The sequence below is a fragment of the Streptomyces sp. NBC_00154 genome (genome assembly GCF_026342835.1).
Lineage (GTDB): Bacteria > Actinomycetota > Actinomycetes > Streptomycetales > Streptomycetaceae > Streptomyces.
The window spans coordinates 1,335,868-1,351,324 of record NZ_JAPEMI010000002.1; the positions used below are offsets into that span (position 1 = coordinate 1,335,868).

At 67.8% G+C, this 15,457-nt stretch carries 10 protein-coding genes and 3 pseudogenes; 6 read left to right on the forward strand and 7 right to left on the reverse strand.

What is annotated here, in order from left to right:
- Window positions 1–100 precede the first annotated feature (100 nt).
- Complete coding sequence (locus OHA03_RS42715; RefSeq protein WP_267009310.1) at window positions 101–1,885, forward strand: MOSC and FAD-binding oxidoreductase domain-containing protein; 1,785 nt, start codon at window positions 101–103, stop codon at window positions 1,883–1,885.
- Window positions 1,886–2,003: 118 nt separating this feature from the next.
- Here the strand turns inward: OHA03_RS42715 and OHA03_RS42720 are convergent, their stop codons facing one another.
- Together OHA03_RS42720 and OHA03_RS42725 are read right to left on the reverse strand one after the other, a co-directional pair.
- A complete protein-coding gene (locus OHA03_RS42720) occupies window positions 2,004–2,969 on the reverse strand; it encodes an alpha/beta fold hydrolase (RefSeq protein WP_267009311.1) in 966 nt (321 codons plus the stop codon).
- A gap of 255 nt (window positions 2,970–3,224) precedes the next feature.
- A pseudogene (locus OHA03_RS42725) lies at window positions 3,225–4,214 on the reverse strand (NAD(P)/FAD-dependent oxidoreductase); the annotation flags it as partial.
- A 709-nt stretch (window positions 4,215–4,923) separates the two neighbouring features.
- On the opposite strand from OHA03_RS42725, the gene OHA03_RS42730 reads away from it, so the two are divergent.
- Window positions 4,924–5,490 carry a hypothetical protein gene (locus tag OHA03_RS42730; protein WP_267009312.1) on the forward strand — a complete coding sequence of 189 codons (567 nt, stop codon included), beginning with the start codon at window positions 4,924–4,926 and terminating at the stop codon, window positions 5,488–5,490.
- A 364-nt stretch (window positions 5,491–5,854) separates the two neighbouring features.
- On the opposite strand, the pseudogene OHA03_RS42735 reads toward OHA03_RS42730, so the two are convergent.
- Window positions 5,855–7,219: pseudogene (locus OHA03_RS42735) on the reverse strand (carboxylesterase/lipase family protein); the annotation flags it as partial.
- Window positions 7,220–7,326: 107 nt separating this feature from the next.
- On the opposite strand from OHA03_RS42735, the gene istA reads away from it, so the two are divergent.
- Entirely contained in the window at window positions 7,327–8,607 is a 1,281-nt protein-coding gene (gene istA, locus OHA03_RS42740) for an IS21 family transposase (RefSeq protein ID WP_267009199.1), read from the forward strand.
- Window positions 8,607–9,425, forward strand: a complete 819-nt coding sequence (gene istB, locus OHA03_RS42745) for an IS21-like element helper ATPase IstB (protein ID WP_267009200.1) — start codon at window positions 8,607–8,609, stop codon at window positions 9,423–9,425. The genes istA and istB overlap by 1 nt, the downstream gene beginning before the upstream one ends.
- 49 nt (window positions 9,426–9,474) lie before the next feature.
- Here the strand turns inward: istB and OHA03_RS42750 are convergent, their stop codons facing one another.
- The gene (locus OHA03_RS42750) at window positions 9,475–9,636 is read right to left on the reverse strand and encodes a carboxylesterase family protein (protein WP_267009313.1); all 162 of its coding nucleotides are present in this window, start codon (window positions 9,634–9,636) and stop codon (window positions 9,475–9,477) included.
- A gap of 515 nt (window positions 9,637–10,151) precedes the next feature.
- On the opposite strand from OHA03_RS42750, the gene OHA03_RS42755 reads away from it, so the two are divergent.
- Window positions 10,152–10,385 (forward strand): hypothetical protein, encoded by a 234-nt coding sequence (locus OHA03_RS42755; RefSeq protein WP_267009314.1) that lies wholly within the window; start codon window positions 10,152–10,154, stop codon window positions 10,383–10,385.
- A 1,051-nt stretch (window positions 10,386–11,436) separates the two neighbouring features.
- Here the strand turns inward: OHA03_RS42755 and OHA03_RS42760 are convergent.
- Window positions 11,437–12,081 carry a TetR/AcrR family transcriptional regulator gene (locus tag OHA03_RS42760; protein WP_267009315.1) on the reverse strand — a complete coding sequence of 215 codons (645 nt, stop codon included), beginning with the start codon at window positions 12,079–12,081 and terminating at the stop codon, window positions 11,437–11,439.
- 120 nt (window positions 12,082–12,201) lie between these two features.
- Here OHA03_RS42760 and OHA03_RS42765 point away from each other — a divergent pair, with 120 nt between their 5' ends.
- A complete protein-coding gene (locus OHA03_RS42765) occupies window positions 12,202–12,747 on the forward strand; it encodes an ATP-binding protein (protein ID WP_267009316.1) in 546 nt (181 codons plus the stop codon).
- Between the two features lie 196 nt (window positions 12,748–12,943).
- On the opposite strand, the gene OHA03_RS42770 is transcribed toward OHA03_RS42765, so the two are convergent.
- Complete coding sequence (locus OHA03_RS42770) at window positions 12,944–13,699, reverse strand: dienelactone hydrolase family protein (RefSeq protein ID WP_267009317.1); 756 nt, start codon at window positions 13,697–13,699, stop codon at window positions 12,944–12,946.
- A gap of 767 nt (window positions 13,700–14,466) precedes the next feature.
- Window positions 14,467–15,442 (reverse strand): annotated as a pseudogene (locus tag OHA03_RS42775) (lipase family protein); the annotation flags it as partial.
- Between the last annotated feature and the right edge of the window lie 15 nt (window positions 15,443–15,457).

Below are 15,457 nucleotides of genomic sequence, written 5' to 3' on the forward strand. Positions count from 1 at the left end.
AGAAGACCTCATTGAGTCTCGTGTCCTGCCTCACCATCGAAAGTCGCCGTATTAGCGTGGCATCGGTGGGGGCGGTCCGCTCAACCAGGGAGATGCACCGATGGCCACGCTCGTCGCGGTGAATGTCGGGATGCCCCGGGATGTTCCCTGGAAGGGCCGAGTGACGCATACGGGTGTGTGGAAGCAGCCGGTCACGGGCCCGCGGATGGTCAGGAAACTGAACATCGACGGAGACGGCCAGGGCGACCTTGCCGGTCACGGCGGGCCGTACCGGGCAGTGCTGGTGTACCAGGTGGACTCCTATCGGCACTGGCAGAAGTACCTGCACCGCAACGATTTCACTCATGGCCAGTTCGGTGAGAACTTCACCGTGGACGGCCTGCCCGACGACGAAGTGTGCATCGGCGACCAGTACCGCATCGGCGATGCGCTGTTCGAAGTAACGCAGCCCCGGGTGACTTGCTACCGCGTAGGCCTTCGCATGGACGAACCACAGATGCCCGCCCTGCTGGTCGCCCATGGACGCCCCGGCTTCTACTTCAAGGTGCTGGCCGAGGGTTCCGTCCAGGCCGGAGACGAGATCGTCAAAGTCTCCACGGGGCCGGAAGCCATGACCGTCGCGGAGATCGACGCGGTCCTCTACAAACCCGGGCGCGCGCGTTCCCAGGTGGAGCGGGCGCTCCGCATTCCCGGGCTCAGCCCCGGCTGGAAGTCATCCATGCAGTCGCTCCTGGACGACTATGATTCGAAGGGCTGGTCAACAGGCAGTACGGGAGGCAATACGGGCCTGACGTCCGCCGCGACCAGCCCGCCGCCGGCCTGGCCGGGCTTCCGTCCCCTCGTGATCACGCGCATCGCCCCGGAGAGCAGGAGCATCTTCTCCCTCTCCCTCGCTGCCACCGATGGCAGTCCACTTCCCGCAGCGCTGCCCGGCCAGTTCGTCACAGTCCGGATGCGCCCCGATCCACAGGGCGCGCCGGTTATTCGCAGCTATTCCCTGTCCGGTCGCCCCGGAGACGCGCAATACCGGATCAGCGTCAAACAGGAACCCCATGGTGTGGGCAGCAGTTACTTGCATCAACACGTCGCGGTCGACGACGTCCTGGATGTGGCTGCCCCGCGAGGCACATTCACCCTTGCCAGAGACGAGGCAGCCATCGTGCTGGTCTCCGCCGGCGTCGGGGCCACTCCGGTGCTCGCGATGCTCCATGCGCTGGCCGACAACCTTGATGCCCGCCCGGTGTGGTGGGTCCACGGAGCTCGGGACGGCGCGGAGCATCCTTTCGCCCACGAAGCACGCACCCTGCTGTCCCGCCTCCCGTCCGGCCGACGGCATGTCTCCTACAGCCGCCCGCGCGACGACGACCGTCTCGGCGACGACTACACCTCCACCGGCCGGCTCACCGCTCAGTTGCTCGAGGGCCTTGAATTCCCGCCGGATGCAAACTCCTACATCTGCGGTCCGGTGGGGTTCATGGACGACATGACAAAAGCACTCGTGGACTGCGGCCTGGACCCTGCACGGATCCACACAGAGACCTTCGGATCCGTTACCGCGATTACGCCCGGAGTGGTCCCGACCGATGCGCCGGCCCCCCATCCGCCCGCTCATCCACCCGGAGCGGGCACCGGCCCCTCCGTCTCTTTCGCCCGCAGCGGTCTGACCGTTCCCTGGGACCCCGGCTACGGCACACTCCTGGAACTCGCCGAGGCATGCGACGTTCCAGTGCAGTGGTCGTGCCGCACCGGTGTCTGTCACACCTGCGAGACCGCGGTGGTGTCCGGACGTGTCGACTACTCTCCCGACCCCATCGACCTACCGGCCGAGGGCAACGCGCTCATCTGCTGCTCACAGCCACCCACGGATCTCATCCTCGATCTGTGACTCTCTCTGCTGCCGCCGGGCTTGCGTCAAATGCAGGGCATCCAGAACGCGTCCCGGATGCCCTGAGACACCGTGGCCCCTGGGCGATCGACTCCGCGCCTCGGGCCGTGGTCAGCCGTCAGGGGAGCCGGCGTCGCAGTCGTCGGCCGAGGAGGATGGCACCTGTGCCGACGACCAGGGACGCCCCGGCGATGCCGGCCTCGGCGCGGGCGTCATGCGCGGACCCGGTGGTCGCCAGGGACGATCGGGCGGGGGAGGAAGCCGCGGCTGCCTGCAGGATCAGGTCCGCGACCGCCTCGGGGTGGGCGATCAAGGACACATGGGAGGAGTTGATCTCCACCGTGTGCGCGTCGGCGCGCTTCGCCTGGAAGCGTTCCTGATCCGGGTTGATGGTCTTGTCCTGCCGGCCGACGAGTGCCCAGGACGGGATGTGTTTCCAGGCCGCGACCTTGGCCTTCTCGGAGAACGCGGTCGTAGCGACGGGCCGCTGGGTGACCCCCAGCAGATTGGCCTCGCTCTCCGGCAGGTCGGCGGCGAAGACCTGGTGGACCTTGTCGCGCTTGAGGTACAGGTCGGTCCCGCTGCGGCCGCTTTCCCGATACGGGACAGACCTGGTGGCGGTGCTCAGCTCGCTGGGGAACCGTGCGGCCAGGGACATGCCGCTCTCGCCCACGTCGGGCATCAGAGCCGACACGTACACCAGCGACTTCACCCGGGGGTTGTCGGCCGCGGCCGAGCTGATCACAGCGCCGCCGTAGGAGTGGCCCACCAGTACGACCGGGCCCTTGATGCTGTCCAGTACGGACGCGATGTAGGTGGAGTCGTTGTACAGGCCGCGCAGCGGGTTGGCGGGCGCGATGACGGTGTATCCGCTGCGCTCGAGCCGTGAGATGACCCCGTCCCAGCTGGATCCATCCGCGAACGCCCCGTGCACCAGGACCACGGTGGGTTTCGCACCGGAAGTGGCGCCGTCCGCGGTGGTTGGGGCTGCTGCGTACACGCACAGGGCCAGGGCACATCCAGCCACGGTGACGTGTGCACGCAGTATTCGATGCCGTCCGCCGGAGATCGCCGATGCGGTCATGCCGTTCTCGCTTCCCTTGAGGCCTGGACCACCTCAGCGTTCACGCATTGGCGCTGTTGAGCCCGGCCGCGCCGTCCAGCCGGGTGAAAATGGCGGGGCAGCAGAGTGGAGTGGGTGGGTCGGAGCCGGCTCCCGTGACCGCACATGGCTGTGGGAGCCGGCCAGGCCCAGGCGCAAGCCCCGGGCTGCGGAGAGCCCGGGAGTGAGCAGCGGCAAGGGGCGGGTGCTGCGGAAGGTGAGGTGCGGGGCAAGCGCTCAGCTCGGGATGAGTGCGTCCCACTGATCTCGGGTCGGTCCGTCGTGCTTTGGCGAGAAGTCTGGGTGGGCAGCCAGCCAGGCGGTGACGTGTCGGTCCACTTCGTCGGTGCCGTAGGCGTCGTCGGCTGGTCGCAGGAGATGGCGTACCTGGGCTCGGGCTCTCATGACGACGGGATCGTCAAAGGCGCAAGCGGTCAGGGCGGCAGCCCGCCGATCTGCGGGTGGTGAGCCCTCGGCGAGGCGTTGCTCGTCGGCGCGGTCGGCCGTCACCTGCGCGTCGAACCAGGGGCGGAGGGCCTTTGCTGTCCAGGTGTGGTAGCCGATGGGGTCCGCGGCGATCTGGTCGACATGAGTGGCGAGGTGCTGGGCGGTACGCAGGCCGAGGGCCGCGCCATGACCAAAGGTGGGATTGGTGTGGATGAGGCTGTCCCCGGCGTTGACCAGGCCGGTGACGACAGGTCCGTCATCGTCGGCGAGGGCGGTCCAGCAGTTGTCCAGGCCAGCCATTGCCAGGACGGCTGACTGCGGTTCGGGGGCCAGGTCGAGCCAGGCGGCGGTTGCGGGGAAGCGGCGAGCGACGGCCTCGAACACGGCAGGGTCGGTGAGCGCGCCGCGGGTCGGATCACCCGTGGAGAGCACCAGGCTCACCGCGAAGGTGTCGTTGTCGGAAGGGAAGACGCCGGCGAGCGCGAACGGTGCGGCCGAGCCGGTCTTCACTCGCCCGGGGGCACGCGGGCCGTCGGCACGCAGGCGGTACCAGCGGCACAGATAAGCGATCCCGGTGCGGTGGCTGTCGACCACGGGCGGGCGGCAGCCGGCCGCGATCAGCCAGGCTGGAACCGGCGAGCGGCGACCGGACGCATCGACGACGAGGTCCGCCTGGTGTATCTCCGCGCCCACCTGCACGCCGGTGACCCGGGCAGGACGGCCCTCCCCGATGGTGAGGGCGCGCACCCGGCAGCCTCGCCGCACCTCAACGGAGTGTTCCCCCGGACCGCCACCCCGCAAGGCCCGGGCGCCACGAAGGACACGGCCAGCTCCCGCACACCACCCACCACATCACCCCCTCAAGGCCGTACACCTGCCACCCAGCCCAACGAGCCACCACCACCAAGGTCACCCATTCGGCCCCAGAACCCCCGTTCCACCACACACAAACCCACCCACAGGACTCACTCCCGCTCACCATCACTCACTTCAACGCAGTAAACCGACAGCAGCTCGAACCCCCTCATGCGCCATGGATCTGTCGGGCGCTCATCGGAGGCCGGCCGGGGCTGCACCGCCGGGCCGGGTTGGTGAGTGCCTCGTCGTCAGGGTGGGCCGAGGTGGTGCCGACGGCTCCGTCTTGGTGTGCGAGGAGAGTGCGATCGGGCCGCTGCGGCGGCCGGCGCGGCGGGGGGTGAGCGTCGGTGACGCTCGTTCAGGGACATGAGGCACGGCTTTGGGCGCTGGGATCCGGCGGCATGCTGCCGAGAGGGTGAGCGGGTGCCACGAAGTCACCCAGAAGGCCTAGCCGGATGTCATATAGGCCTACTTATAAGTCTTTTGACGGTGTGTCAGATCTATCCAATACGCCCGATCGGCCCCCTGGGGTCACGCTTTACGTATATCCGACATGACAGGTAAAGGTCCCATAAGTACGTTCATTTCAGGCCGGTTGCCCGGCCGACCCTCAGAGACAAGGGAGAATGACATGACGACGCGTACCGTCGCCGTGACCGCCGCCGCAGTGGGCGCCGCGGTCCTCGCCACTACCGGTATCACCTATGCCTCGGCCGCTGGTTCCCCGCAGGCCGCTCCGTCCGTCCAGCAGGCCGCGCCGGCCGTCCAGCAGGGTGCCCCTGCGGCGGCTCCGCTCGGTGGCGAAGGCGGGAACGAAGGCGGGAACGGGGGTGGGAAGGGCAATGAAGGAGGCGGCTACGGGGGTGGCGGTGGCTACGGTGGTGGCCACGGCTACAAGTACGAAGGCCGGATCTTCATCAACGAGCGGTCGTACTCCGCCCGGTCGGAGGAGGGCTGCATCACTGTGGTCAGTGGGCTGGGCTCGCGGAGCTTCAACGTCCGCAACGACAGCCACAGGAGTGTAGAGCTCTTCCGCGGGGCGACCTGCGACAACGGTTCTCCGGTCGCCACTGTAGGCCCCTGGAGCACCAGCAACGGCGTCTTCACCCGCAAGGTCCGCGGTGGCGTCAAGGTTCGCAATGGTGTCGTGGGCAGCTTCCGCGTGGTCAGGGACCACTACTACGGCAACAAGTGGTAACAGCTCCATCCGCATCACATGGAAACCCCGGCCCGTCGGAATCGGGCCGGGGTTTCCGGCGCGGGATGTACCCCTCACCGGATGTACGGATGCACAGATGCACAGATGCCAGGCGGTCGCACGCGTGTCCGGCCTGCGCCCGGTGACCCCATACACCCTCTACGCGATAATAAGCGTTCACCGGCTTCCCCGCGTGTCGCGGCAGCCGGCCCCGGTCGGCTGCCGCCCTGCGAACCCCATTCCTGGGGCCTGTGCCCGTGGGGTGCTCAACTGTCGGCACCGCTCATTCGGACGCGGTGTTCGAGCTGGCCGGCTGCGGCGGGCACTGGTCGGGGTGCCACTTCGGAGTCGTAGAGTTTGCGTCTCATGGCCGCAGGAGCGGGAAGTCGGCTTGGTGCCACAGCTCGCGGATTGCAGCGGCCTGCGGCTGGGAGGGGCTGTCTGACATGCCCCAGGTCCGGACGCTGCTGGTGGAGTCGTTGATCGGCTGCCAGCCGGGGTCACCAGTAGTAGCGAAGCCGACCCATGCGTTCAGCATGCGCCGGGACAGCTGGTGGTCTTCAGCTCTTGGCGGACCGCTGATGAGGAATTCGACGCTCTTGGCAGTGAGGTTGCCGAAGGCGAAGGGGATGTCCGCGCAGTGCCAGGCGTACACCGCTCCTTCTGGACCGTTGCGCTGACGGGCGAAGCGGGACATGAAGGTTCGGCCGCCGGATTGGGCGTGCCGCTCAGCGAGCCGAGCGCTGTACTCGCTGAACTGCATGTCACCAAAGATCGCGAGATAGATGTCGAGGGTGGGGGCGAGGGGCATCAGCGCGCGGTAGCCCGGCACCAGGGTGTCGGGGAGGTGGAAGTCCTTCGCGAAAAGCGCGAGTTGGTCGTCGGTGGTGACCTTCGCGCTGCTGCCGACGGCATCGAGCAGCCAGTACTCCTGCGTCGTGTGGCAGACCAGCAGGTCCACCGCGCCGGCGGATCCGGCGGCTGTCGCGGACAGCGGATCGTTGGGCAGGATGCCGTCTCCGGCGACAGGACCGTATATCACGGGGTCGTAGTGGCGGTGCCCGGACAAAGAGTCCTGCCGGTATTCATCGACGACCCGATCGGAGGCGGCGACCAGCGTGTGCGGAGCGGCGGACACCAAGGCATCGGCCGTGAAGGGAATGCCGGCGGCCTCAACAACCTTCCGGGTGGTCTCAGCAGCGAGTTCGATCGAATAGCAAGGGCCGGCAACGCTATGGGCTATGACGCGCCGGAACAGACCGCGGGCCTGGTCCATCACCATCAGACAGGCGGCTGAGGCGGCCCCGGAAGACTGCCCGGCAAGCGTGACGTTTGCCGGATCGCCGCCGAAAGCGGTGATGTTGTCACGCACCCACCGCAGCGCGGCGATCTGGTCGAGCAGGCCCCGATTTTCCGGGTAAGGCGGCTCGGTGCCGGGCGGAAGGTAACCGAAGCCTTCAAAACCGAGTCGGTAGTTGAAGGTCACCACGATCACACCGGCACGGGCCAGTGCGGTGCCGTCGAAATCAGGCTGCGCGGAGGACCCGAAGGTGTACGCACCGCCGTGGATCCATACCAGGACTGGCAAGGAACCACCGTCGGATGACGGAGCCCAGATGTTGAGCGTGAGGATGTCCTCGTCGCCGGGCGACCAGACAGGTGACGCGGGCAGTCTTGCCGACTGCGGGGCAATGGGGCCGAAATCCTTGCATTCGCGGACTCCCTCCCATGCGTGTCGGCGACGGGTGAATCGTGACCCTCTGACGGCGGATCAAAACTGACCCATCTCGTGGTCTTCCGACCAACCTGATCTTGATCGAAGGTCAGGAGAAGAGGGTGATTTCCGTGGAGGACTGGGCAGAGATCCGCAGGCTGCACCGGGCCGAGCAGATGCCGATCAGGGCGATCGCCCGGCATCTGGGTATCTCGAAGAACACTGTGAAGCGGGCGCTGGCCACCGACCGGCCGCCGGTGTACTCGCGGCCGGTCAGGGGCTCAGCGGTCGACGCGGTCGAGCCGCAGATCCGGGAATTGCTGAAGCAGACTCCGACCATGCCCACGACCGTGATCGCCGAGCGGATCGGCTGGGAGAAGGGCATGACGGTTCTCAAGGATCGGGTCCGCGAGTTGCGTCCGGCCTATCTGCCCGTCGATCCGGTCTCCCGCACGACGTATCAGCCCGGCGAGCTGGCCCAGTGTGATCTGTGGTTCCCGCCGGTCGACATCCCGCTGGGCTATGGGCAGAGCGGACGCCCGCCGGTCCTCGTGATGGTCTCGGGCTACTCGCGGATCATTGCAGCACGGATGCTGCCCACCCGAACCACCGGCGACCTGATCGACGGACACTGGAAACTGCTGACCTGCTGGAACGCGGTCCCACGGATGCTGGTCTGGGACAACGAGGCCGGCATCGGCCGCGGCAAGGTGACCACCGACTTCGCCGCGTTCGCGGGCCTGATCGCCACCAGAATCTATCTCTGCCGGCCTCGTGATCCAGAGGCGAAAGGGCTGGTGGAGAGGGCCAACGGCTACCTGGAAACGTCATTCCTGCCCGGCCGGACCTTCACCGGACCGGACGACTTCAACACCCAGCTGACCGCCTGGCTGAACATCGCCAACCGGCGTCAGCACCGCACCCTGGGCGCCCGCCCGATCGACCGGTGGGAGGCCGACCGGGCCCAGATGCTCGCCCTGCCGCCCGTCGATCCGCCTCGCTGGTGGCGCTTCGCCACCCGCATCAGCCGCGACCACTACATCCGCGTCGACACCTGCGACTACTCCGTGCACCCCCTGGCCATCGGTAAGAAAGTCCAGGTCTGCACGGACACCGACGAGGTCATCGTCACCCTCACCCCCGGCGGAGCGGAAGTCGCCCGCCACCCGCGCTGCTGGGCCAAACAGCAGACGATCACCGACCCCGTCCATGCCCGCGCTGCGGCCCTCCTGCGCGGCGACTACCGCCATCACCAAGCCTCCCGAGCCCTGGCCGCCCGACAGACAGGCGCCGCCACCGCCGCTGACCTCGTCGAGGTCGAACAACGTCAACTCGACTCCTATGACCGCATGTTCACTCTCATCGAGGGCGGCGGCGGACACGACGAGCCGGAGGTCTCCTGATGTCACCCACCACCACCAAGGCCAGCCCCGGCAAACCCCAAACCGGCCGTCAGACCGCCGCCGACCTGTCCTTCCTGACCCGGGCGATGAAGGCCCCGGCGCTACTGGACGCCGCCGAGCGACTGGCCGAGCGCGCCTTGAAGGAGACCTGGACGCATACCGAGTTTCTGGTCGCCTGCCTTCAGCGAGAGGTTTCCGCACGCGAGTCCCACGGCGGCGAGGCCCGCATCCGGGCCGCCCGCTTTCCCGCGATGAAAACGATCGAGGAACTCGACGTCACCCATCTGCGCGGCATAACTCGCCAACAGCTCGCGCATCTGGGCACGTTGGACTTCATCGCCGCGAAGGAGAACACCGTTTTCCTCGGACCGCCGGGAACCGGGAAGACACACGTGGCGATTGGGCTGGCGGTCCGTGCCTGCCAGGCCGGCCACCGCGTCGCGTTCGCCACCGCCGCCGAATGGGTCGACCGCCTGGCCGCCGCCCATCACGCCGGACACCTCCAGGCCGAGCTCACCAAGCTCAGCCGCTATCCGCTGATCGTGATCGACGAGGTCGGCTACATCCCCTTCGAAGCCGAGGCTGCGAACCTGTTCTTCCAGTTGATATCGAACAGATACGAGCGAGCGAGCGTGATCGTCACGAGCAACAAACCCTTCGGACGCTGGGGAGAGGTCTTCGGTGACGAAACCGTGGCCGCAGCCATGATCGACCGCCTCGTCCACCACGCCGAGGTCCACTCCCTCAAAGGCGATTCCTATCGCATGCGCGGCCGCCAGCTCGGACGCGTCCCCACCGCCACACACGACACTGACTGAACACCAGAAACCAGACCCGGTGGGTCACGATTCGACCGCCCAAACTGGGTCAGGATTCAGCCGCCGCCGACAATGCGTGGACCGGACGCGGTTCCCTGAACCGGTTGTCCCCGAACGGCGCAGCAGCGTAAGGAATACCGAGAAAGGCGACGACATCCGGAACTGGCCGATGGCCTTGTACCGAACCGTCTTTTGTCTTGCGCCTATCCACAGGGCTCCTTCACGCAGCATGGTGCCGACCGATCCAGCGACGGCCGCTCGGGTGGGAGATCGGCCACTGCCCTCAGCTTGTCAGCGGGGCCGGCCTCGGCACCAACACCAGGATCGGTTCGATTGACGCACTTGCGATGTCAATCACCTTGTTCGGTAGCCTCTGCGGCTGACCATCTGCTGCGTCCGGCTCGCCCGACATCCCGCCGTGTCACAGCATCAGCGACCGGTCCTGTTCAAGGAACTCCTTCCCGCCTGACGGTGAGTCCGGCCGAGGTTCGGCATCGGACCGCGACCGATCAGATCCACGGACTCGACGGCAGGTACGCATGCGGTCCGTGCTCCTGGCGTTCGGCTGAGGGCGGTCTGCCCTGCCGGACCCACCGGGCGCCCTGTCGGCCGCACCGCCACGGACTGAGCGGAAACTGTAGGGAGCCGCAAGTGGTACGTAGCGATGCCCCCACCCGCTGGTCCGCTCGACATGTGCGTGTCGCGCCTCTGCCACACGCTGTAAACATGACCAACGATGCTGAAGAGGCGTTCCACCCCACCCCCGTCGTCGTCCTCGGCGTCGTGCCGGACGACCCGCCGTACCGCATGGTGGAGATCAACGGGGAAATGGCCGGGGCTGCCTACGACATGCTGGATGTGATCAGGCTGGCGCACCGGGCAGGGGTGACCGATGTCGACCTCGATGATCCCGCGGTGGTGAGATGGGTCGGCGGAGCCAAGTACAAGTGGGTCCCCTGAAGGGGGCGGGTTCCTGACGTATCCGGCACACCGCTCTTCGCCCCTGGCGTCAGCACCTGGTCCAGGGTGTGCAGCCGAGCTCGTGCAAGGCGACGATGGAAGAGGGCCGGCCCGGGATGAACTGTGATGCGCTCTTTGGTTGGCCGTAGCGATGGTGAGGGCTCCACGGCCCCCAACGGCGCGCCGCCTGATGCGGGCGCGCCCGGCCGAACCTAGACTGACGAGCGCCCGAAAAGTCCTGAATCTGGAAGGTGTGGACCATGGCCAAGCGAGGGAACAAGCGACGCGCCCGCAAGAAGAAGAAGGCCAATCACGGCAAGCGTCCCAACGCCTGAGCCCGCCCAACAATAGGCTTGTGAACCGCCTTCAGGACCCTTTGGAAGCTCTCGGCGCCGGGGCGGTCGCGTAGTCAGGCGGCGAAGGGCTCCGGCGTGCGGTCTGGCAGGACGTCAACTTCCTGGCCGGCTTCGAATCCGACGAAGAGGTATCTGTACGTGCGGCCCCTGCGGGAGGCGAACTCGTCGACGCCGAGCACCCGCGGGGCCCGCGCCTGCGTCGGCGGTGACCTCACCGGTCCAGCAGTCGTCTGCGGCCTGCCATGAGGGGGATCTCCGGGCACAGCCGTTCACGCCGGGACGGCCGCCGAGCCCCATCGCGACTGTGTGGAGCCACCTCCTCAAACCGAGGCTCGAGCGTCCCCTGGTCGATCTGGACCCTGCCGACAGGCTCTGACCTCTACAGCGGCGGGGTTTCGGCTGGTTCGCCAACGTACTTGCCGCCACGGCGGCAACGTCCCCTGCCGCAGTCGGGCCGGCCCCGACGGGAGGCGCAGGGCTGCGTGGCCGGTTCGAAACGATCTACGCCGCTTCCGCAGTGAAGTCCGCGGACATGACCTGATCCGCATGCCTTCGCGCGATGGCAAGCCCACCGAGCTGCTGGTCATGAGGAGATCACTCCCGTGATCGGTCGACCTCAGTCGGTCACGTCGACCGGACCACCCCGTGGACGGCCGATCACTTCTCAAAGGGCCCGGCCGAGGAACACCGGCGTCTCAAGGTCTGGCTGAGCGCCTGGTCCTGGGGGAGGTGTCTGTCTGCGCGCCGTCGCGTGTCCAGCCGGATTCAAGGCGGTCGAGCAGGGTGTGGAAGGCAGCCGCCGCCCGGTCCCAGTCGCCGTCGGCGAGCGACCCGTAGAGCAGTCCGAGGATGGCGTCGACCACCAGGGTGGCCTCGTTCCGGGCGCGTTCGTCGGACATGTCGATGCGGACGAAAAGGGGGGTGAACAGATCCGTCCACTCGGTGATCAGGTCGCGCATGAGGGGCCCGTACCGGTCGGGGTGGAGCACACTGGCCGTCATCAATTCGAACTGGAGTGGCATAACGGCCCGGCGGTCCGGACTGTGGAACCCCTCCCACAGCTCTTCCAGGAGGCGCCGTAGGCCCGCCGCGTCCTCGGGGGCGTCGGCGGAGTTGCGTACATCGCGAAAGCGCAGGAGTGGGCGTCGGTCATCCAGGGACAGCGCCTCCGCGACCATGCGTTCCTTGGTGCCGAAGTAATAGAGGAGCATGCGGTCGCTGGTGCCCAGCTCCCGGGCCAGCGGGCGCAGGGACAGGCTCGCCAGTCCGTTGCGGAGCACGTACGAGCGGACGCGGCGCAGCAGGTCCGCTCGTTTGGCTGGGTCGGCCGGCCGCGGCATGAAGCCTCCTCGCCCCTGTCCGATTCATCCCGAGCTTTACCGTAACACCCGCTACGTGTATATTTAAATGTAACGATCGCTACGCAAACCGCCGGGCTTGCAGGGAAGGGACTGATCAGCATGGCTGCCCAGGACGCCGCTCTCGGTAAGGCGGGTGTCTCCGAGGGCGCCCCGCCTTCGTGGTTCGCCCGCCAGCTGGCCCTGTGGTCGCATATCACGGAGCCCCTGCGGCCCCTGGGCGCTCCCCGCGCCCGGGCCACTGCCCGGGACGCGTCCTGGCCTCTGGCGCCGGAGCTGATCTCCGTCAGCCGCGCCCGCCGACTGGTGGTCGCACAAGTCGGCGAGTGGGGACTGAACGAGCTGGCCGACACTGTTGAGCTGCTGGTCAGCGAATTGGTCACCAACGCCCTGTGTCACGCACGCGGCCCCGTGCGGCTCAATCTCCAGGTCCGCGGCTCGCATCTGCGGTGCGAGGTCGAGGACACCAACTCCGACGGGCCGGTACGCCGCACCGTCTGCGCCGACGCGGAGGGCGGGCGCGGCATGGAACTCCTCGACCTGCTCGCCGAATCCTGGGGCAGTTCCAGTACCGCCACCGGCAAGACCTTGTGGTTCGAACTGCCGCTTTCCGTACCCGCGCAGACCTGCCGGCCCGGCGGCCTCTGAGGCCCCGGAGGCGTCCTTGAGGGCTGGCCAGGAGGACGGCGATGGCGACCAGCATGCCAGCAAGGGCACGCGGCTTGCCGACCGGGCGAGGCGCTCTGCCGGGAGCAGCCCCTGAAGGAGGGTGCGCCATTCGCCCTGGAGGAGACGGTCCCGCTGGAGGGCGTGGTGCCCGAGCAGGGGCGGGCGGCGGTGGTAGTCAGAGGGCGCGGTCCAGGAGCGCCAACAGTGCGGTCCAGTGGCGCTTGTCCGCAGTGCTGTCGTAGGCGGCGGTGTCGGCCTGGGTGAAGCCGTGGTGCGCCCCCGGATAGATCTCGCTGTGGTGGCGTACGCCGGCTGCGGTGAGGGCCTCGTCGAGGCGGTTGACCTGCTCGGGAGGCAGCGAGGGGTCCTGATCGGCGTGGCCGAAGTACACCTCTGCGGTGATCCGGTCGGCGAGCAGGTGCGGGCTCTCGGGTGAGTCGGTGGCCAGACGGCCGCCGTGGAAGCAGGCCATGGCGGCGACCCGCTCCGGGTAGGTGCCGGCGGTGCGCAGGGCCAGGCGGGCGCCCATGCAGTAGCCCGTGATGCCGACCGGCCCGTCGGTGGTCAGGGGGCAGGCGGTCAGCCAGCGCAGATAGGCGTCTGCGTCGCGCATCGCCAGATCAGGTGTCAGTGAGTTCATGATCGGGCCGAGGCGCTCGAAGATCTCCGGGCGGCGGACCGGGTCGATGACGTCGGGCAGTTCGACCACCGGGGCCCGCCCATGGCGGTAGAAGACGTTGGGGGCCAGGACGGTGTAGCCGGCCCGGGCGAGACGGTCGGCCATTTTCTTCAGGTGAGGGCGGAGTCCGAAGGCGTCCATGTAGAGCAGGACCGCGGGGTGGGGACTGCTGTCGTCGGGGTGGGTCAGGTAGGCATCGGCGACGCCGTCCTGGGTGGGGATGTTCACCGATGTTCCGCGCACGGCAGTCATGGGCGGTCTCCTCTCTCTTGCTGTTTCCCTCCGCGCTCGGGACAACGAGGGGGGTTTCGCGTGGCGGGCCAGTGGGGCGGGTGTCACCAGTGGGGCGGGTGTCAGGATGAAGGGGTATCGGCGATGCGTCGGAAGGGTGCGGGCGAGCTCTGTTGTCGACGGACCGACCCCGTTCGTCAACCGACCCCTTGGCCGGACAGATCCCTCGGATGTACTCGGGCGCTCAGTGCTTCTCGCCGGTTGAGCTATTAGCCCTGCTCTGCACGGTCCGCTCGACGTCCTTGCGGCCCAGGCACTCGTCCCTCCCGTATGGCGTGATCGCATCCTGAATATCGCGTGCGAGATCGCGCCACGCGCACCAAGCCGTCTTCCGTGGTGTGTGCCACGACAACAAATGCTAGGTCGCCGTGGCAGGCCGTTCAGGTGTGCCTTCCCACGGATGACGCGAATGCTGCGGTGCGTGTACGCCAGTAGAGCTCCTGGTCTCCATGTCCCCCTGGCGCGACACGGTGCCGCTGAAGGCGGTGTCCTCGGAGGGACGTACAACCCAGCAGGCCGGCATCTGCGATCACCCTCGACGTGATCGCACCGACCAGGCCCACCCGCACTCCGGACACACGGGCAGTGGCGGTGCAAGGGGAGACCCACTCCGAGCGATGCACCCTTACGCCCGTGGCCGGCGCGGGCGTAAGGGCATTTACCGCACCGGGATGGGGGAACTCCGGTCGAGGGACCGATCCGGTGGGTCGCAGGTAGCCGGGCCAGCGCTGTAGCGGCATCGTCCAGCAGTTGGAGGTGGCTTCCTTGCCCGAGAGGCGGTCGGTCAGCCAGGACACCGCGTCGCCCTGGTCGGTGATGAGAGGCACGAGATGGTTGGTGAGGAGCTTGTCGCCGAGGTTGGGCGGCCTCGTAGGTGATGTTGCCGCCCTTGCGGCACCGGTCCACGGCCAGTTGGCGGGCCTGCTTGTGGGGAACGATGTCGTCCTGAATGCCGATTGCCAGGCGTACCGGGCCGGCGGGTTTGAGTGTGCCGATGCGCTGCTTGTCGAGAGCGGCCTGCGCCCGGGAGTCGGCTGCGATGATGTCGCCGATGGACTTGCCGCTGGTGGTCCATTTGGTGCTCTTGGTGAATCCGTAGCCGAAGATTGCATCGCCGACACACATGGTCGATGCGTCCTTCAGCGCGGCCCTGCCAGTGGTGTTGATGTTGGCCTCGACGATGTTCCGCAGGTCAGGGTCGGCCTGGGCGAAGCCGTTGATCGACCAGGCCAGCGCGCCGGCCAGGGCGCTGCCGTCGATGCCCTTCATGGCCGAGGTCAGGTCGGCGGGTGGCGCGTCGGCGTAGGTACCGGCCAGTTTGACCTCAGGCGCGTACGAGGGCTGCAGCTCGGCGGCCGCGGTGCTGGCCCCTCCGCCCTGGCTGTAGCCGTACAGGCCGACGCGTGAATCGGGGGTGATCGACGCTCCTGGCACGGCGCGCGCAGCGCGCGCTGCGTCCAGCAGGGCCTGCCCCTGGTCGAGGCGGTTGACGTAGGTATGGAGCCGGTCGGTGACGCCGAGGCCGACGTAGTCGGTGACGACTACCGCGGCACCGGTGGAGAGGAGGCGGTAGATCGCCAAGTCCTCGTAGCCGACCGACACCGTCTCGCCGCTCAGGGTGAGCGGGTACTGCAGCGCCAGCGAGGGTGCGCACTGGTCGCCCTGGCCCATGGTGCCCGAGGCCACCACCACCAGCGGCCTGGGCCGGTAAGTTAGGCT